The 18582-nt window shown below is 60.7% G+C and carries 15 protein-coding genes; 2 read left to right on the top strand and 13 right to left on the bottom strand.

Annotated elements, in window-relative coordinates; translation table 11 throughout:
* Window positions 1-169 precede the first annotated feature (169 nt).
* The 13 genes from QZR30_RS26920 to tssB form a co-directional block, all read right to left on the bottom strand.
* Window positions 170-3496: a T6SS effector BTH_I2691 family protein gene (locus tag QZR30_RS26920; RefSeq protein ID WP_311904668.1), complete on the bottom strand. Its 3327-nt coding sequence runs from the start codon at window positions 3494-3496 to the stop codon at window positions 170-172.
* Window positions 3493-4428 carry a hypothetical protein gene (locus QZR30_RS26915; protein ID WP_059398319.1) on the bottom strand — a complete coding sequence of 312 codons (936 nt, stop codon included), beginning with the start codon at window positions 4426-4428 and terminating at the stop codon, window positions 3493-3495. Before QZR30_RS26915 ends, QZR30_RS26920 begins: the two co-directional genes overlap by 4 nt.
* A complete protein-coding gene (locus QZR30_RS26910) occupies window positions 4425-6455 on the bottom strand; it encodes a type VI secretion system Vgr family protein (RefSeq protein WP_274358285.1) in 2031 nt (676 codons plus the stop codon). Before QZR30_RS26910 ends, QZR30_RS26915 begins: the two co-directional genes overlap by 4 nt.
* Window positions 6456-6482: 27 nt before the next feature.
* Window positions 6483-6740, bottom strand: coding sequence for a PAAR domain-containing protein (locus QZR30_RS26905; protein WP_059398321.1), 258 nt, complete (start codon window positions 6738-6740; stop codon window positions 6483-6485).
* 76 nt (window positions 6741-6816) lie between these two features.
* Window positions 6817-7338 carry an Hcp family type VI secretion system effector gene (locus tag QZR30_RS26900; protein WP_059398322.1) on the bottom strand — a complete coding sequence of 174 codons (522 nt, stop codon included), beginning with the start codon at window positions 7336-7338 and terminating at the stop codon, window positions 6817-6819.
* A 106-nt stretch (window positions 7339-7444) separates the two neighbouring features.
* Window positions 7445-8290 (bottom strand): type IVB secretion system protein IcmH/DotU, encoded by an 846-nt coding sequence (gene icmH / locus QZR30_RS26895; RefSeq protein WP_059398323.1) that lies wholly within the window; start codon window positions 8288-8290, stop codon window positions 7445-7447.
* Entirely contained in the window at window positions 8283-9629 is a 1347-nt protein-coding gene (gene tssK, locus QZR30_RS26890; RefSeq protein ID WP_311904666.1) for a type VI secretion system baseplate subunit TssK, read from the bottom strand. The genes icmH and tssK overlap by 8 nt, the downstream gene beginning before the upstream one ends.
* A gap of 37 nt (window positions 9630-9666) precedes the next feature.
* A complete protein-coding gene (gene tssJ, locus QZR30_RS26885; protein ID WP_311904664.1) occupies window positions 9667-11016 on the bottom strand; it encodes a type VI secretion system lipoprotein TssJ in 1350 nt (449 codons plus the stop codon).
* On the bottom strand, window positions 11013-12035 hold the full coding sequence (gene tssG, locus QZR30_RS26880; protein ID WP_311904663.1) for a type VI secretion system baseplate subunit TssG: 1023 nt from the start codon (window positions 12033-12035) through the stop codon (window positions 11013-11015). The genes tssJ and tssG overlap by 4 nt, the downstream gene beginning before the upstream one ends.
* Window positions 11999-13765, bottom strand: a complete 1767-nt coding sequence (gene tssF / locus QZR30_RS26875) for a type VI secretion system baseplate subunit TssF (RefSeq protein WP_311904662.1) — start codon at window positions 13763-13765, stop codon at window positions 11999-12001. The genes tssG and tssF overlap by 37 nt, the downstream gene beginning before the upstream one ends.
* 7 nt (window positions 13766-13772) lie before the next feature.
* Window positions 13773-14186: a type VI secretion system baseplate subunit TssE gene (gene tssE / locus QZR30_RS26870; RefSeq protein ID WP_311904660.1), complete on the bottom strand. Its 414-nt coding sequence runs from the start codon at window positions 14184-14186 to the stop codon at window positions 13773-13775.
* Window positions 14187-15659, bottom strand: a complete 1473-nt coding sequence (gene tssC / locus QZR30_RS26865; protein WP_311904669.1) for a type VI secretion system contractile sheath large subunit — start codon at window positions 15657-15659, stop codon at window positions 14187-14189. It abuts the gene before it with no gap.
* Window positions 15660-15696: 37 nt separating this feature from the next.
* A complete protein-coding gene (tssB, locus tag QZR30_RS26860) occupies window positions 15697-16200 on the bottom strand; it encodes a type VI secretion system contractile sheath small subunit (RefSeq protein ID WP_057024156.1) in 504 nt (167 codons plus the stop codon).
* A gap of 316 nt (window positions 16201-16516) precedes the next feature.
* Between tssB and vasI the strand changes: the two genes are divergently transcribed.
* Both vasI and tssA read left to right on the top strand, forming a co-directional pair.
* A complete protein-coding gene (gene vasI, locus QZR30_RS26855) occupies window positions 16517-17176 on the top strand; it encodes a type VI secretion system-associated protein VasI (RefSeq protein WP_231989041.1) in 660 nt (219 codons plus the stop codon).
* Window positions 17164-18582: a type VI secretion system protein TssA gene (tssA, locus tag QZR30_RS26850; RefSeq protein ID WP_059398329.1), complete on the top strand. Its 1419-nt coding sequence runs from the start codon at window positions 17164-17166 to the stop codon at window positions 18580-18582. Before vasI ends, tssA begins: the two co-directional genes overlap by 13 nt.

Genomic DNA, 18582 nt, shown 5'->3' with positions numbered 1-18582 from the left:
GTGAATAGCATTGGAGTAGTTCCAGTTGGGGTTGAGAGCTGTTTTTTTACCTTCGCTTCAAGCGGGCAGCAGTCAACCAATAAGCAGGCACACTGTTGATGATCAACAGCGATTGTTGCTATGGGAAAAGTAGGCAAATGCCCATGCCGAGTTCACCCAAGGCTGTGGTTTACAAGCTATCCATCAAGATGAGCTCGGCATAGGCATCGTGAATGTCGCGATCGGGCCAGTAGGTTACCGACAAGGTCGCCGCTTCAATGTTGTGCCGACGGCGGTCGGGCAACAGTACAACCGCGCCTTTGATATCGTTGACCTGCGAGGTACGGTTATCGGGCAACGAGACGGTGCGAACTTCCTGCGTGGGCAGGGTGCTGTCGGCCCGGTAGTCAGGCTTGTTCGGACGTTTGGGCACAGCCAGCGCCGCTCGGCGTTCGCTGGCGGCGGTTGCCAGGGTGGGGGGATTCAACTCGCCTTCGGCCAGCACTTCGCCGCCGGTGTACTCGTTGGCCGAGCCATCGCCGTGACGATGAACCGTTAGTGACCAACGATAGGCCGACCGGTTGGCGTCGAAGAACGGCAGAACCAGGCGATATTCGAGGTGCTGTTCATGGACCTGTGCGCCCACACTACCCATGGGGCCGCCCCAGCCATGCGACCCGCTATCGACGATTCGCAAGCGGAAGTTGACGCCAGCCTCAACGCCAATGGTCGCGGCATTTAGGTCGGCGATGGCGATGTGGGCGTGTTCTGGTTTGTTCCAATGAACAGGTGGAACTTCGTTGTGCATTCCAAAGAAACAACGGCGAGCCCAGCGGTCGAGAGGTGTTGATTCTTCTCGCTCGGCCCATTTGTACAAACCGTATCCTGCTAGGCCGAGAAGTATGGCTATGCCCATTGGACCAAGTAGCGTACTGGTACCTGCAACGGCGGCCCAAATGCTGGCCCCCGCTCCCAGACCCGAGGCAATGGCAGATAGGAGATAACCTCCTGCTGCTGGAGTATCCCCTCCGTTCCGAGTGCGATTAAAAGCAAACCCCGCTCGCGTCGCATCGTACAGCCCCGCCACAGCACCAATACTCCCCCCGGCACGTACAAATACGTTGCCCACCCGTGCAGTCGCTTTTGCGGCAGTCATCGCCTGGGCAGACAAGCTGCCCGCCTTCTGCATCTGCACCGCCCCCTTTTCCAGGACGATGCCTACGATTTCCACCCCTCCACCCAACACCCCCAAACTACTTCCATACAACGCCAACCTGGCCTCAACGGCCTTTTCACCCATGGCTTTCTCCGCTTCCTTGAGACTTTTGTTCAGCGAGTCACTAAGCAGGTACATCCCGCCCATCGCCATCAAAAACTCGCTACTGCCGACCGCCCCACGCAGCCCGGTAAAGCCGCTGCGAACCCATCCAACCGCCAGGTACGAGGACACCTTGACCCCCTGCAGCACCTTGCGCGCCTGCGGGTCCAGGGTGCTAACCCCGACTGCGATTTCGACTAGCGCAGCGTGGGCACCTTTGCCCAGCTGATCCACGCCGAGGTTGGCCTGGCGCATCAGGCTGTCCTGCAGTTGGGTGACCTGGCCTTCCACCCAAACGCTGATGGTCACGCTGAGGTTGGCTATTTTAGGGTCCAGTACCGCCAGGCTGAGCAGGCCGCCCTGAATCAACGGGCGCACCTGTTTGCGCACCTTGCGGGCCTCTTCGTCGGTTTTGCCCAACTCGTCCTTGAGGCCTTCCCAGGTGCGGTCGATGGCATCAGCGGCTTTGCGTTGCAGGTTGCGCAGGTGCTCGCATTGCAGGGCGTAGTATTCGCCTAGCTTCATCTTCACCTTGAGTTCGGTCAGATGAATACCGTTGTAGAGCAGTTGGCTGGCACTGTTGATACGCGAAACCACCCGGCCCACGCCAGGGCCGAGTGACGGTTGCAAGCGGGCGGCAGCGGCATTGAGGGCGCCTAGAAGCTGCGCCATGGCATGCTGTAGGCGGGGGCGGACATGCTGCTTGAAGTCGTCGTTGGCGATGAGCTTGGTAATGGTGGAGTAGAGCTTTTCGCTGTCGTTCCAGTCGCTATCACCTGTGGCATTGAGACTGGGCAACAGATCGGCCAGCAAGCCTTTGTCACGCAAGAGAAGGGCGCGGTAGATCGGGCTCTGTGGGTCGTTCAGCCATTCACTCCACAGGGAGGCGGTATGGCCGTCATCTTGAGTCGCGGGCGCTTCACTGATACCACCTTCCAGGCACAGCGCCATGGCCTGGCTGTAGGCCTGTCCTGATGGGCGATCATCGCCGTCGTAGTCATTTTGCTCGACACATGCAAACAGACTGGAGCGACACGCTGCCGCGTAGGCGTGTGCGCTCTGGTCGATGTAACGCTGATAATTGGCCCATTCCTGCTCATACAGTTGGTGAAACAGGGCACGGCTCTGTTCATCGTAGCGCTCTTCCAGTTTCTGGTTGTTGGCGAGTGTGCGCTTCTGGACGATCCGCTCGCGTTGCTGCTCAGGACTGGAAAATACCGGTGGGCCATCACCGGTCATGGGCTCGACAGACGCCGCTAGGGGCGTCTGGCCTTCTGCCTGTTCGCGATGGACTTCGCGAATGGCCAACAGTAACTGAGAGGTCTGGTAACGATAAGCCCGGTCCGGGTCGTTTATCCAGGCCTGGCGCTGTTGGATCCAGCGGTTGCGGGTGTCGTTGAGCTCCTGCACCAGGCCGATGATGTCATCCAGTACAAATGCAAGGACGCCGTGTTGGAGTTGATGCTGTGGGATGGCGTTGCGCAGGAAGCCCTTCAGTGCGCTCAGGCGATGGGCCCGGCTATGGAAACCATGCACGCTGTCGAATCTTGGCGCTACCTCTTGCGGCGGATGCTCATAAAAGCGCCAGTCGGTTTCGGTAGAAAGGGGCAATGGACTCTTCGGGTGTTGTTGATATTCGTAGACCTGCTTGTCTACCTGCAGGTTTTCATCCGTCATGGCCAGGCCAACGCTGGCGGGGTTGTCGCGTGCACTGGCAAGGTCGAGCTTGTGGAATCGCTCTGAAGCCTGACCGGCCTTGTAGGCGTCCAGCACACTGGCAGGCCACGGGTCATTGGCAAAGGCCAGCCACGCTTGGGTGTGTTTGCTGGTGTCGATGTTGAGGAACGATGCCGGGCAATCGTGATTGGCCGAGACGCAAGCATCGGACAGCGGGGTCTCGTTGGCGGGCGACGGAGCGTATGGGTTGAATTGACGTAGATACCCGTCCGGGCTGACCTGATAGGCCTGCCAGATTTTGCGATCCAGCAATACATACAGGTAGCCGGCGCGCAACGTGCGTAAGCCCAGGCGCGTATCAATGTGCACGGTATCCGGCCGCACCGGCTCATTCGGTGAGCGCGGCACCAGGGCGTGGCGCAATGGCAGGATGGGCAGCCCTTTACGTTGACAGGCCTTGCATTGATCGTTTGAAACGGCGGTTTCGGCTATGGCGATGCTTAGTTGAGTGCCCAAGGTCATTGAAGTGCTCCGGCATGGGTCAGATCCGACACGGCCCGCTGCCAGGCGTTGTCGTTGTAGGGGGCCAGCAATTGGCTAAGCGGCGCTTGCCCTTGGACCGCTTGTTCAATCAACGCGCGAACGCCGGTGTGCTGGTGCAGGTGCGGATGCAGCATCAGGCGATGCAAGGCTAATGTAAGGATGTCGTCCTGGTGGCTAAGCCCAAGCTGGCGGGCTTGCTGGATCTGAATATAGGCCTGTGCCGCCGCTTGGGGCGGGAGTGCAGTAGGGCCGCTCCAGCGCGCAGGGGCATACGCCAGCGGCAAGCGAAGGGCGCGTCGCCAACTGTTTAGCAAGGAGGACACCATGAGGGCGTCCAACTGCACGGCCGCCGCGCAGATACCCATGGCGGTGCGATGTTCGGGTTTGCCCACCAAAACGCTGCCGGTACCGCTGCTGGTAGGCACCAGCCAGTGACGGATCGGCCACCAAGGCCCCTCATTGCTACGGAAGGTGCCAGCCAGCAACTCCAGGCGAAGGGGCTCATGGACCGGAAAAAACGCTTGGCCCTGCTCCACGGGAAGTTGTCCGAGCGACACGATGTGGGCACTTAGGTCTCGGGATGGAGCGTTGCTACTGAGCCAGCCGCACACGTAACGTTTGTAACGGTCCAGATCTTCATGAGCGCGTAAGGCGGATAGCGTCAATAGTTCTTGCGACGGTGAGGTCCCGGGCGTGGCGAGGGCCACCAGCACTGGGCAGGCCGATGGCGTATGGATTAGATCGGGCCGATTCAGAGGCATGACGGCGTCATTGCCCAGCGTTTGACGCAATGCCTCGATATGTAACGGATCGTCTGCGGCGCAGTCGGCCAAGGGGTCGAGTAACACGTACAGCGTTGCATCGGGTGCATGCTGTTCGGCCACGAACGCTTGGACGCTAGCCGGGGTCATCGTTTTTTCTCCACACAGCTCTGACCTGATTCAGGTTGCAACTGCAGCGCCAAGGCGTGGCCATTGCCTGGGGCCGTAGAGCTCACCGGACCACGTAGGGTTATCGCTACACCATTGAGGTGGATGCCTTGCGCATCCAACGTGAGGCTGCCGCCGGGACTTTGAAAAACCACACGCTCACTGGCTTGCAGTTGATAGATCGTGGTGGTGTGGTGCATGCCTTGGCCAGCAGTTAGACGATGTTGCCCTGAGATCGTTTGCTGGCTGTGACCGCCCACTTCGCTTTGATGGTTGGCCGTGGTGGTGTCGTAGCGATTATTGCCGACCTGCACACTGCGATCCCGGCCAATAGTTGCCTCATGGTCACGTCCGGTGGAGAGCGTGTGGTCTCGCCCGATCTCGTGGGACTGGTCGTTCCCGATTGTGATCTGTTCATCATTGCCTACTTGCTCTTTGCGGTTATTACCTACAAACGTTGTGTTGTCATGATTGATATGGACGTTCTTGTCCTTTTCAGCGTGGATGTACAACTCTTCCTGCCCCAGCTCATCCTCAAAACGCAGCTCATTGAAGCCTTCGCCCTTATGCGTACGGCTCTTGATGGTCATCCGCGTCTTGTGCTTGGGCAGCTCATATGGCGGCAGGTTGGTCTCGCGGTAGGTGCGGCCCGTGGCGATCGGCTGGTCAGGGTCGCCGCTTAGGTAGCTGATCACCAGCTCCTGACCAACGCGAGGGATGGCCATGGCACCCCAGGTCGCCCCGGCCCAGCCCTGAGCCACACGGATCCAGCACGAACTCTGATCGTTGTTTTTGTCCGAGCGGTCCCACGGGAACTGCACCTTGACCCGGCCCCATTCATCGCAATAGATCTCTTCCCCTGGCGGGCCGACTACGGTGGCGATCTGCGGGCCGTCGATGCAGGGTTTTTCGCACAGCGGCGCTTTCCAGTCGGACATCCAGTGGATCGCGCTAGCCTTCATTTCGTAGGAAGTGCCGCTGTCGCTGCCGAATGCTTCCTCCTCCAGACTGCTGTGCTGTTTGCCTTCGTGGGTAACAGCAATGGTGCGCCAGCGATCATTGAAATCCTCACGGGGATGCTCGTTGAGGTCGAACGCCAACCCCGGTTGCAGTCGCGCATCGTCACCGGTCACATGCGCAAGCTTGGCGTCGTTACGCAGCGCGGTCAGGCGGGTCTTGGTAAAGGGCTTGCCAGCGATGTCGCGCTTGTAGCGGCCAGGGTAGTCGTAGCGTTCGTAGTCTTTGTGCTGGTTATTCAGGTCCTGATCGCCGGTGACGGTGTGCTGTTGGTTGTAGCGGGGGTGGGTGAAGGTGTAGTCGCGCTGCACCTGCACGGCGGTGCGCACTTGTTCGGTGTAGTGGAAGCGAGTCAGTGCCGGTTCCGTGGCGTCGCCGCCCCCCATGGGTTGGTAGATCACCGGGCAGTCTGTGTGGGTGCCGATGGTGCCCAGGCCGCCGACGCGGTCGGTGAGGACGAGGGTGTGGCCATCGGCGCGGTGTTCGAAGGTGTAGAGCAGGCCTTCTTCGGCGGCGAGACGGGCGATGAAGTCGAGGTCGGTTTCGCCGGCCTGTACGCAGTATTCGCGGGGTTGGTGCTCGAAGCAGATTTCGCTGCGGATGTCGGTCAACTGCCTCTCGGTCAGCACGCTGGTGATGATGTCGGGAACGGTTTGGCCCTGGAAGATGCGCCAGTTGGAGCGCAGGTCGAAACGCGCCAACGTCGGTTCGACCACAGCGGTGTAGCGGGTGCGGCGAAAGCCGGTGTCACCTTGTTGGAACAGGCTGACCAACCCGTGGACGTAGCGCACCGGGGTATCGCCACGCCATAGGGTAAAGAGCCCCGCCAGATCGAGCACCCGATTGAAGTCGATGGCAGCGCTGTGACTGGCCAGTTCCAGTTCCAGTTTGAACGGCCGGGACAGTCCTTCTTCAAGGGTGAACGAGACCACGTCGAAGGCGTCGCCTTTCAAGGGTTCAAAGGTGAAACGCAGGTCGCTTTGGCGGGGCATGGAGCCTCCTTGTCGAGAGTGTGAATGTCAGTCGATCAACCAGCTGATATCACCGTTTTCCAGTTTTCCATCGTGATCGGTGGTATCGCCGACACGGGCTACTGGCTGTCCATTGACGGTCATCGAGGGCGAGCCACTGGTAATCACGGCACCGCAACTCAGGGTGTCGCCGACACGGGCGACGGCGCGGCCGTTTACGGTCACACTGTGAGTACCGCTGTCGACGGTAGTGGGGCCACACATCGGGCAATCATGGTCGTGACCGACCAGAACGACGGCAGGCATAGAGCCTCCTGATAAGTATTGAGTCAGTGAAGGCTCCGCCGCTGCACGAAGAGCAGCGGAGGAGCAGGGGCCGCGCTTAGCCGGCTTCTGCCGGGCTGCGCCAGTCGTCCGAGGCTTCGGTACCGGCCGCTACGTGAACCCAGCTCACCTTGCGGTAAGACAGGCTGGTCTTGATCAGTTGGGTGTAGTTTTCGTTCTCACTGTCCTGGGCGTGAGGCAATACGGTGTGGATGTCGACGACGGTGGCCTCTTCCAATTTGGTGGTGAAGAAGTGCTCCTGCTTGCCATCGGTGGAGGTGCGGAACCACCTGACCTCGACGGTCGGCAGCATTTCGCCGGTGGCCAGGGCCTGGTAAAGCAACGGCGAGGCTTTGTTCAGCGCGCTGGTGAAGGTCAGCGGTTTATGCACGCGCTGTCCGGTGGGTTGACCGTTTTGCGGATCGGTAGGGGCACCGATCTGATGGTCGATTTCCTGGGCGAGTATTTCGTCTTCGTGGCCTTCCACATAAACGTTGCCCACCGAATCGGCGGTGAAAGCGCCTTTGGTGATATGGCCCTGGTTTTTGCCGTGGATGCTGATGTACGCGGGTGTTGGCATGACAAGCTCCTTGTCGCGATCAAGTGAACGGCCCCAGAGGGCCGCAGGTTATGGCCGATACGGCCATGGCTTTGCAGGCGCTCGGGATGAGCGCGCTGAAAATCGGTTACAGGTGAAGCACCCGCTCCAGCGACACCAGCACCTGCTGGGTGATGGCGTTCAGGCGGATGGAGTAGATCGTGTAGGCGACCGTCAGCACCACGGCGGCCATGGCCCAAGGTGTCCACAATGGCCAGGCGCGTTTGATCCGGTAATTGCGCGGCGCGACGTTTTTCAGCGGGTCGGTCAGGCGCTTGGGCGTCTCGCCGCGCAGGGGGCGCAACAGGCCGTGCAGTTGGTCGATGATCTTCTGTATTTCGTCGTCGCCCTTGATATGCGCGCCGTATTTGCCCTTGAGACCAGAGATCAGGCACTGGTACATGAACTCCAGCACATGCTGATACCGGGCCGCTTCGGGGATCATGTTGTTCATGACGGTGAAGAATTTTTCGCCGCCCTGGGTTTCCCCGTGGAACTGGCTGAGCAACGAGCGTGCGCTCCAACTTGAGAGCCGGCCCCAGGTGGTGCGCATGACCACTTCGTCAATCAACAGGCACAGGCTGTAGGAGTAGGCCTTGAGCATGCCGGCGTCGTAGTCGAGCTGGCTGACTTCTTCCATGATCGTGGTGATCTGGTTGCTGACGCTCTGGTACAGCGCGGGCACGTCGTCGTGGTGGTCCAGGCGGCGCAGACGGATCACCAGGCCGATCAGTGGCGTGGCGGCATCGCACAGCGGGTTCCAGGCCACGCCGCGCAAGTCGTATTCAGGGTCGGCGAGCAGCACGGGCGGCTTTGGCTTGGCCGGCTCCTCAACAGGGTCCGGTTCTTTGCTGCCGGTTGCCTGTTGCAAATAACCCAAGAGCTGATGGCTGTCCGCAGGTGGCGGGGTTTCGGTGGGCGTTGCTTCACTCATCTCTCTCACTCCTGATCGCCCAGAACTGCAACTCCAGCTCCGGGAATTCACCGGCAATATGGAAACCGAACCCGCTGCCGCTGCTCAGGCTTTGCCAGGCCGGGTGATGGCGGTCGAGTTCGAAGTAGCTGAAGCCGGCATGGAACGGCAGGTGGCGCGGCGCCACCGGCAGCGGTCGCAATGGGATACCCGGCAGTTGCAGGCTGACCAGTTGCTCCAGCCCTTCGGTGGAGGTGATCTTGATCTGCCGGGGCAGTTGCTGACGCAGGGTCTCGGCGGGCAGTTCGGCGCGCACGGCGAGGATGAATTCGGCGTTCTCCAACAGGCGCTTGTCGTTCAAAGCGGCGCTGCGCACGCCGTATTGCTGATCGACGATCGGCAACGACACCGCACGCGGTTGCAGCACGGTGCCCAGGGCGCGGCGCAGGGTGTGCTCCAGCATCTGGAAGGATTCACGCAAATTGTCGTGCTGGTAGGCCGGGTATTCCTGGGGCAGGTGACCTTCGTCGGTAAAAGTCACCAGTTCGCCGCAGGCCTGGGCCAGTGCGATGTAAAGCCGTTCCGGGTGAACTTGGCGTTGGCGAGCCAGGTGCTGGAACAGTGGGAACAAGCGGTTGAGGGTTTGCAGCAGGTTGAAGTCGGTGACATCAGCCACCCCCGACTGCCCCGGTGAGCCGATACGCTGGGCCAGGTTTTTGGCGCGCTCGCGCATTAACCCGGCCACTTCACCCAGGTAGCGATGCAGCGCCGGCACCGCTTGCAGGGACAGGCTGGTGGGGTAGAAATGCTCGTCCATTACCAGGCTGCCGTCCGGGCGTTTGTCTTTGATTTTACCCAGGGCGATGCCGGTGAAGGCACTGCGGTCGCTGCGTTCGAGCATCAGTTGCAGGTTGGGCACGGCCAGGGCCATGCCGACCTGATCGCCGTCATCGCTGTGGGTGTCGCGGATTTCTTCGCGGCGGGCGATGTAGCGGCTGTTGCCGTACTGGTTGGGCCAGCGCACTTCTAGGGCACCGTTGGAGCGCAGTGGCAGAGCCAGGTAGACGATCTGGCCGACCGCGCTGCTGTCAACGATCTCCAGCGGGGAGGGCGGTGCCAGGTCGTGGGGAATGTCGAAGACACTGCCGTCGGGCATGATCCCGCGTGCCCGGGTAATGGCGATTTTGCCGAAGCTCAGGTATTCGTCGTTCAACGCCAGCTCGCTGAAGCCGTAAAGGGCGTCGTTGAGGCTGTGCAGGCGCTGGTGCACGGCGGCTTCGGCGGCGCGGGCCTGTTGCTGGAAGTGCTGGGGTTTGACGAACAAACCTTCATGCCAGATGACGGGGTTGCGTGAACTCATCGGTGATTACTCGGGGCAAAAGCGGCTGAAAAAGGCGTCATCGGGTTTCTCCCTTGAGGCTGACCTGGGTGGCATCCAACTGCACCAGTACGGCGTACTGGCGACCTTTGGGCTCGACGCGCAGGCGCTGTTTCCACTGGCCGACATCGGTGTTGTGGTAGTTGGCAATCACTGCGATAAAACGGGTGTCTTCATCCAGGGCGCGCAGGTCGATGAACTTGAATTGGCCGGGGTTGAGCAGGTAGTCGTCGGCGCGGATGTAGGTGCTGCCCAAAGTCTTTTTCAGGTCTTCGGCCATGGCCTGAGGGCTGGCGTTGACCAGCAGCGAGTCGTCGGTCAACTGCAAGACCTTGAAGGCAATGGGCGTGGCAACATGCGCCAGCGCCGGGTTGCCCCAGGGCGTGGTGAGGCTGACGCCTTGGGCGTCGTAGTCGCCCAACAGCGCGTCTTCGATAGGCGACATCGGCACGACGGTTGCTGGCTCCTCGCTCAGTGGCGACTGGGCCGGCACGCTTTCGTAAAGGTGACTGAGCAGGGTTTGTACTTTGTCCGTCAGGGCTTGCGGGCTGGTTGCCTGCACGTTGAGGGTGTAGGGCGAACGGCTCGCGTCTTCATCCAGTGCCGTGCCGGTGCTGATCAGGCGTGGGTTGACGTCGTCGCTGGCGTACAGGCTCAGGGAGTAGCGGCTGGGCTGGTCGTCGGGGCCGCCGACTGGGATGGAGGGCGTCCAGATCACCTGGCCGATCTTGCCGAGCATGGTGCAGCCGCCGAGGGTGAGGCAGGCGAGCAACAGGGTGCCCAGGCGCAGGTTGCTGAGCAGGCTGACGCTGCGCTTGTGTGCAGGCGCGCGAACATCCGCCAGCGGCTCGGGTGGCGGCGCCTTATGCATCGCTCGCAGCGGGTCGCCTTGCTCGGTTAAATCCACGGGTTGGCAAAGGCGTTCGAATTCCGGGCAAGTAGCAGGTCGCTTATCCACCTGTGGCCGACTCGGCAGATCTTCCTGGTGCCACACGTGCATGCCTTCAGGGTGGTCGCCGAGAAGCTCATCGAGCGAATGCTGCCCTGGGGCGTGCTCGCCCAACTGCACCGCAACCTGATACGCACCAATCTGCAACCGATCACCGTCGTTGAGGCTTATCGCAATATGGCGCTCAAGCGGCAGGTCGTGACCGTTGACGTAGGTTCTACCGCAGCGGTCGATCACGCAGAAGCGCCCTTCGATGACGCGGATGTCGCAGTGGTTAGGGCGTACGCTGTTGTGGCGATCTTCCAGGCGCCAGTCCACCGCGGCACTGCCGATGCTGCCGCCCTGTGGGCCAAACCGGTGAAGGGGCAAATACCCGTGCAGCAACTGCGCAGGATTATTGATAACCAGGGTCAGCTTCATGCGCGCCCCCGAATCCGCACCACGGCGGGATGACGTTGTTCCTGATGTTCGATAAAGCTGGTCCAGCCCAGGTGGGTGCCGCTGGCGCGTTGCAGGTTGAACGGCGGTACATCCTCTTCGCGTAGTCCCAGTTCCAGGTCGTAGGCGGTGGCATCGCGCAGCAGAAAATCCATCAACTGGCGCAATCGCCCGAACTGCTCGCCGCTGGGCAAAAACTGCCGAAAGCGCGCCTGGGTCAGGCTGGGAATGACGAGGGTGAACTTGCTGGCGCGGGTCTTGCTGCGGTCACCCACCACGAAATCGCTTCCGAGAACACCGTTGGCTTTGCCAAGTGACAGGCGCTGGCGTTGGTCCAAACTCACCGAGCGCGCCTCGAATTCACGGATATGCACGCCGTGCAGGTCGAAACAATGTTCGACGATGCCGGACACCACCGACGGCGAGCGGCTGCGGTTGGCAATCAACCCGGCAAAGCTCAGCAGGCGGCCCCAGGGCAGCGGCGTCGCACCGCGCAGGTCGTTGTCGTTCAGCCCGACCATGGAGAATACGTAGCGCGAAAACCGGTCGCTGGCCTCGGCCTGAAAGCGAATGTAGTAGCGGTACTTGCGCCAGCTGGTGTGCAGCAGGGTCAGCAAGCGATGATTGAAAAAGTCCATGAACGCCGGGCGAATCCCGCGCTCCTGGGCCTGCTCGTATGCCAGGCGGTCCAGGTAATAACCGGGCAAGGGCGAGTCGGTACCGTGCAGGCCAAAGAAACTGGTCTGCAAGCGATAGCGCACCTCTTCGCGGTCCTCCTCAATGCGTGCCGCCTCGACCACGTCGGAGGCCGGAAAGCCCAACCCCGCATGGCTTTGCAGGCGCACACGGCGTCTCGCCGCCGCACTCAAGGGCTGCGCCTCCAGGTCATCGCCGTGCAATGCGTGCAGATGCTCCAGCAAACGGTGAAACGAGTAGTTCCGCGCGTCGGCCAGCAGCACATCGGCTAAATCACGGGTTGTCTGCCGGTCAACAGTGGCCATTCGTAGCGCTCGTTGTTAGTGGTATTGATCACTTCAAGGCGATGGAAGGAGTTGATGCTCGCGTACAGCGCGAAGAAGTGCGAAAGCACGCTGGCGAACAGGTACAACTCGCCCTCGCAGAGAAAGGCGTTCTGGTCCAGTTGCAGATGGGTTTGCACGCCGCGCACCGGCTGGCCCTTCATCAGCCAGTCGATGGGGGTGGTCACGGCATTCTGGATACCGTTGAGGCGCTTGCGCGTGGCGCGGGCCTGTTGCAGGTCGTGCAGGGCGGCGAAGTCATAGGCGCGGATCACCGCCTTGAGCGGCTCGGCCGACAGCAACGACAGGTAGTTCAGCGACAGGTTGGAAATCAGCGTCCAGTGCAGGCTGCTGTCCAGCACGGGCCGGTAGCTGCGCGTCGGTGCGATCAGGTTGGTGTAGGTGGCGAACGACGGCGTGACTTCGGTGGACAGCGATACATCTCCCACGCCCAGCAACTGCGGCAAATCGCGGTTGCTGCAGGTCAACTCGATGGACGCTGCTTCATGCTCACCGATGTATAGGCTTTCGTCGCCGCGCACGAAAGCGATGCGATGACGCAAGCCCTCGCGCCCATGGGACTCTTCGATATGCGTGCGGAAGTACAGCGCGGTGCGGCCCCGCGCGTGTTCGATCTCATGCTGGAACGACTCGAACGGGGTAAAGCGCCGCAACGGATCGCCCTTGCGCTCCTTGTCGGCGGCATCCCAACCGGCCACCTTGTCGACGCTGAAAATCTCGTAGGCTTCGGGGCGGCTGCCGCTGGGGCTGATACGCCGTTCCAGGCTGCGCCCATCCAGCGCAATCGGATTGGCGTCGTGACGGAACAGGTTGACCGCCGGCGCGCAGTACAGGTGCAGATCACTGGTACGCAGACGGATATCAGGCGGCATGGGCCGGCTGAACTGAAATTCAAAGCGCAGGCTGGTGGCGCTGACCTCGGGCCAGACGCGCGCCAGCTGGGCCAGGCTGAAAAAGTGAAAACGCTGCGGGAACACAAAATACTCCTGCAGGATCCGGTAGCCATCGAACACATTGCGCGGGTAGGGCAGCAGCGCCTCGTCGGGTGTGAAACCGGGAAAGCCGATAGCCTTGGCCGGCAGGCGATAGCTTTGCTTATCAATATGCAACGTGACGCTGTCCAAGTAGTGGGCGAGCCACAGGTACAACGTCAGTGCAGTGGCGTTATCTCCACCCAGATGAAAATCCAGCTGGTCGCAGGCCATGCTGGTCAGCGGCTGCTCGGTCAACACCTTGAGGTCGATGCGCATCACCGAGGCCTCACGGCTGTGGGCGTCACTGACTTCCTGCAAGGCCAGTGGGTACAGGTTGACGTCAGTGCAGGTGCGAAACTGGCAGGAGATGCCATCCACCGGTTTGGCAAACAACGGCGTGCCCTTTGGGATCACCTGGCGCTGGCTGATCGCATCCGGCAACGGTGTAAAACGGATGATGGTCGCGCTGGGCAACGGCCGCAGGTAGTTGGGCCAGAGCATCTGCAGCAGCGGATGGGTCAGCTCCGGCAAATCGTCGTCGATCTTCATGCCGAGCTTGGCGGTGAGGAAGGCAAAGCCTTCCAGCAACCGCTCCACATCCGGGTCACCGGCCTTGTCGCCAAGAAACTGCGCCAACTGCGGGTTGTCCTCGGCAAACTCGCGGCCGAGCTCGCGCAGGTAGCGCAACTCCTCGGCAAAGCGTTGTTTCAAGTCCATTGCATTCTCATCTCACGCGGGTGTAACCGTCGCGGCCGTGCATAGCCACCTCGATCTGCACCTGTTCTTCCTTGTGGTTGACCTGCACCTGGCAATCCAAGTGAAAGTTCAGCTCCAGCGGCAGGTCCGGGTCGGGCTGAAAGCGCACGCCCGTGACCTTGATGCGCGGTTCAAAGGCTTCCACCGAACGCCGGATATCGGTGCTGATGGCCACCACCAGATCACTGCTGGCCTGGGTGACGCCGTTGAAATCGCGCAGGCCCAGCTCAGGGTTGCTTTGCGAGCAGCCCTGGCGTGAGTTGAGCACCTGTTCCAAGTGGCGTTTGATCGCCTCGACACGCTGGCGCGCCTGTTCATCCGCGCTGTCGGGGCGGTAGCGCGGTGCGTCGGGTTCCAAGCGTTCGAACAGGCTGGCACCCACTTATTGGGTGTCCAGCCGACCGACGAGGGATATCTCGAAGTTGGCGCCCATGTACTTGAAGTGCGGGCGCACGGCCAGCGACACCTGGTACCAGCCTGGATTGCCTTCCACGTCCTGCACCACGACTTTTGCGGCGCGCAAGGGGCGACGGCTGCGCACATCGGACGAAGGGTTTTCCTGGTCGGCGATGTATTGTTTGAGCCAGTCGTTCAGCTCACGCTCCAGGTCCTGGCGTTCCTTCCAACTGCCGATCTGTTCGCGTTGCAGCACCTTGATGTAGTGGGCCAGGCGATTGACGATAAACAGGTACGGCAACTGGGTGCCGAGCTTGTAGTTGGTCTGGGCTTCCTGGCCTTCGCGGGTCTTGGGGAAGCTCTTCGGTTTCTGTACCGAGTTGGCAGAGAAAAACGCCGCGTTGTCACTGTCCTTGCGCATGGTCAGCGGGATAAAACCGGCTTCGGCCAGCTCGAACTCCTTGCGGTCGGAGATCAGCACTTCGGTAGGAATCTTGGCCTGCAATTGGCCGAGGGATTCATACAGGTGCACCGTCAGATCATCCACCGCGCCTCCGGATTGCGGGCCGATGATGTTCGGGCACCAGCGGTAGCGGGCGAAGCTGTCGGTGATGCGCGAGGCCATCAGGAACGCGGTGTTGCCCCACAGGTAATTGTCGTGATTGCCGTCGACGGTTTCGTCGTAGCCGAAACTGCGGGCCGAATTGTCGTCGGTGCTATAGGGCGCGCGCAGCAAAAAGCGCGGCAGGGTCAGTGCAAGGTGGCGGGCGTCTTCTGATTCGCGCAGACCGCGCCATTTCGTGTGGCGTGGGCCATCGAAAATGTCGCTGACTTCCTTGAGATCAGGCAGGCCTTGGAAGCCTTCCAGGTTGAACAGCTCAGGCCCGGCCGCCGACACAAACGGCGCATGGGACATGGCGCCGATGGAGGCAACGTAGCTGAGCAGTTTGATGTCCGGCGAGCTGGGGCCAAAGGTGTAGTTGCCAACGATGGCGCCCACCGGTTCGCCGCCAAACTGGCCATAGCCGGCGGTGTAGACGTGCTTGTACAAGCCGCTGCGGGTGATGTCGCCAGCGTTGTCGAAGTCGTCCAGTAGTTCCTCTTTGGTGACGTGCAGCATTTCCAGCTTGATGTTTTCGCGAAAGTCCGTGCGATCCACCAGCAGCTTCAGCCCACGCCACGCCGATTCCAGTTGCTGGAACTGCGGCTGATGCAGGATCACGTCCATCTGCTTACCCAGGGCGCGGTCGATTTCAGCAATCATCTGGTCGACGCGGCGCTTGTTGACTGGTTGCTGGTGATCACCGCTTTGCAGGATCTCGCTGATGAACGCGGCCACGCCTTGGCGGGCCACGGCATAACCTTCCTGGGACGGACGAATGGTGGTGTTGGCCAGCAGTTGGTCGAGCAACGACAGGGGTTCGTCAGCCACCAATACTTGGGCGGCGGCGCTTTCCATAGGCATGGGGAGTACTCCGTTGAGAAGGGCGTTCAAGTCAGTTGTTGGGCGCGTCGAGCACCAGGTTCAGCTCACTGGCAAGGCGTTGACGGGCGGTTTCATCGGTCAGCAGGTTTTGCAGGTGTTTACGAAAGGCCGGGACATTGCCCATGGGGCCCTTGAGCGCAACTAAGGCTTCGCGCAGTTCCAGCAACTTGTTCAACTCCGGTACTTGGCGGGCGACCGCATCGGGGCCGAAGTCATTGATGTTTTTGAATTGAAGTTGCACGTTCAAGTCGGTGTCTTGGTCGTTGTTAAGAACAGACGGAACCGCCATGTCCAGAGCAACTTCGGCTTTGCTGAGTACTTCATTGAAGGTGTCTTGATCTATTCGAACGGATTGCCGGTCCTCAAGGGCGCTTAGTTCACCGTGGCCTTTGAAATCACCCGTGATCAACAGCTTCAGTGGTAACTCGACTTCGGCTTGTTGATCACCTGTGGCTGGGACGTACTTGATATTGATGCGTTCTTTAGGCGCGACGGAACTTTGAGATTTCGACATGGGAAAAGTCCTTTTTTGAAGGTGGCGCTATTAAAAGCCCATGTTTCATAAAAAGTCATGTCGGACGAAGTCGATTCATTTCGTGGTCTCGGGATGTAAGAAAATTCCATGTTTAATGGTTTTATTGTTATGGTGAAAATTCGTACGCTATTTGGTTTTATTGTCTGAGGGGTGCATCTGATATTTAAGTGCTTTGCAGAAAAGTAGTGCCTCTGGCTTGCCTGTCCGTTATTTAATAGTTCGCGAAATTGCTGTGGTCGAGGGTGGGTTTTATCTTCGTCAATAGTAAAAGTTGAATAGTTAGAGGGAGGCGCTGATGCGCAAAGGATGGCAACGTTGGCGTTGGATTGGGGGCCTGTGTACGGTACTGATTGCCCCGCAAGTAAATGCACAAGATTGCCCGGCGATCGTGTCTCCACTCAAACGCCTGGAATGCTTTGACCTGGCTGCCGGCACGCCCATCTATCATCCGCCTGCACCGCCGCGCACCCTGAGTCGGGTGCTGCCGATTGTCGATCTGGTGCAGCGCAATGAGGCCAAGCGCCCGCCCGAGGACCAGCGCTTCTTGTTATCGTCATTCCCAGCGCCGGACAACGCTCAGCCACCCCGGCTGGTCATCTCGGCGCCCGCCTTGGGCGCATTACCGCCCCGGCCCTATTTGGCCATCAGCTGCGAGTCAAAAATTTCGCGGTTGCAATTGGTGTTGGATGAACCGGCCAAGCCCAACAAAATTCGCATTCAATTGTTCAAGGACGAACGTCCGGTTTCGGCAGCTTATCAATGGCAGGTGTTGGACGACGCGGGCCTGGTAGTCGATGCCGGGCGCGGCCTGCAGGCGATTTCCTTGTTGCGCAACATGGGCGGTGGCCAGCGCCTGCGATTGGAGAGTGACTATCCGCGGCTGCACGGCCTGGTATTCGATGCCGAGGGGCTTGGCGAACTGATCGAACAGGAGCGTCAGGCATGTCGCTGGTAATCGATGTTCCGGTCGATATTGTCGAGCGGCTGTTGGCCCCCATCGACGCCGAGCAGCCTGCTGGGCATTTCGATGTGGAGGACGAGACCTACCAGGCCATCGACCAGGAGATGGTCAAGCTGGGCGGCTTGCGCGAGAGCGATATCGACTGGCCCTACATCGACGAAGCCTCCCGCGATTACCTGGCGACCCAGTGCAAGCACTGGCGCATCGTCGGCCATTTGCAAGTGGTCTGGTTGCGTACCCGCCAGTGGGTACGCTGGGCCGATGCTCTCGGGCTGATTGCAGGTATGGTCGAACAGTATTGGGACAACGCCTACCCCAAACCCGGCCCCACCGGTTACCTGAACAAGCGCAAGCAGGTTCAACGCTTGCTGGAGGATCTGGGTCAGGTACTGCCGACCCTGGAACGCAGCAGTTTTGAACCGGCCTATCAAGTGGCGGCGCAACGGGCGCTGGCTAACCTGCAACAGTGCGTCGACAGCGCCAAGCTCGACGCCGCAGCGTTGGACACGTTGCAACGGCAGTTGGACAAATACAGCGAGCCGGCCGTGGTGAACGCGCCTGCCCGTACGCCCACTGCCAGCGGCGCTCTGGACGCGGCCTTTTTCAGCCCGCCTAAACCGCAAGCGCCAAGTAACGAACGTGAACAACGCCGCACCGTGTTGAACATGGCCGAGCAGATCAATCAACAAGACCCCTACGACCCCACCGGCTACCAACTGCGCCGCTTCGGCCTGTGGTCGCATTTGCGCACAGCGCCTCCCATCACCCGCGACCGTCGCACTGAATTGACCGCCGTGCCCAAGGACATCGTCGACGGCTATCAGGACGCGCTGAACCACAACGCCATTGAGCCGAACCTGCTGCTGCGCATCGAAAAAAGTGTCTGCGCCTCGCCGTACTGGCTGCGCGGCAGTTACCTGGCCGCCGAGGTCGCCTCGCGGCTGGCGATGGAAGAAGTGGGGGCCGCGATTCGCCAGACCTGCGAGCGGTTTGTCTGCCGTTTGCCGGCCGTGCTGGAGTTGTGTTTCAGCGACGGTACGCCGTTCGTGGATGCGCAAACCCAGGCCTGGATCACCGGCGCCGATCAGGCGCAAGCCACCGGCAGCCCGGTGCAGGAATACGCCGGGCTGCGTGACGAACTGGCCAGCCAGCTCAATAGCGAAGGCGTGGAAGTGGTGCTGCTGCGCCTGCAGGAACTGCACGCCACCCATGACGCCCCGCGCCAGCGCAGCTACGCCACGGTGATTGCCGCTGACCTGCTGGCATCCCGTGGCCTGTCGTGGCTGGCGGATGACCTGTACGCCAGTGTGGCGCGGCTGATGCGCGAGACCACGGCGCAGGGGTGGGAGCCGGAGTTGTATCGGAAAGTGGCAACCATTATCAGTGAACGTAAGGACTAG

Origin of the sequence: Pseudomonas sp. rhizo25, from assembly GCF_031931935.1 — a bacterium.
Taxonomy (GTDB): Bacteria; Pseudomonadota; Gammaproteobacteria; order Pseudomonadales; family Pseudomonadaceae; genus Aquipseudomonas; species Aquipseudomonas synxantha.
The sequence above is the reverse complement of the archived record's forward strand: the minus strand, read 5'-3'. Positions and strand labels throughout refer to the sequence as shown.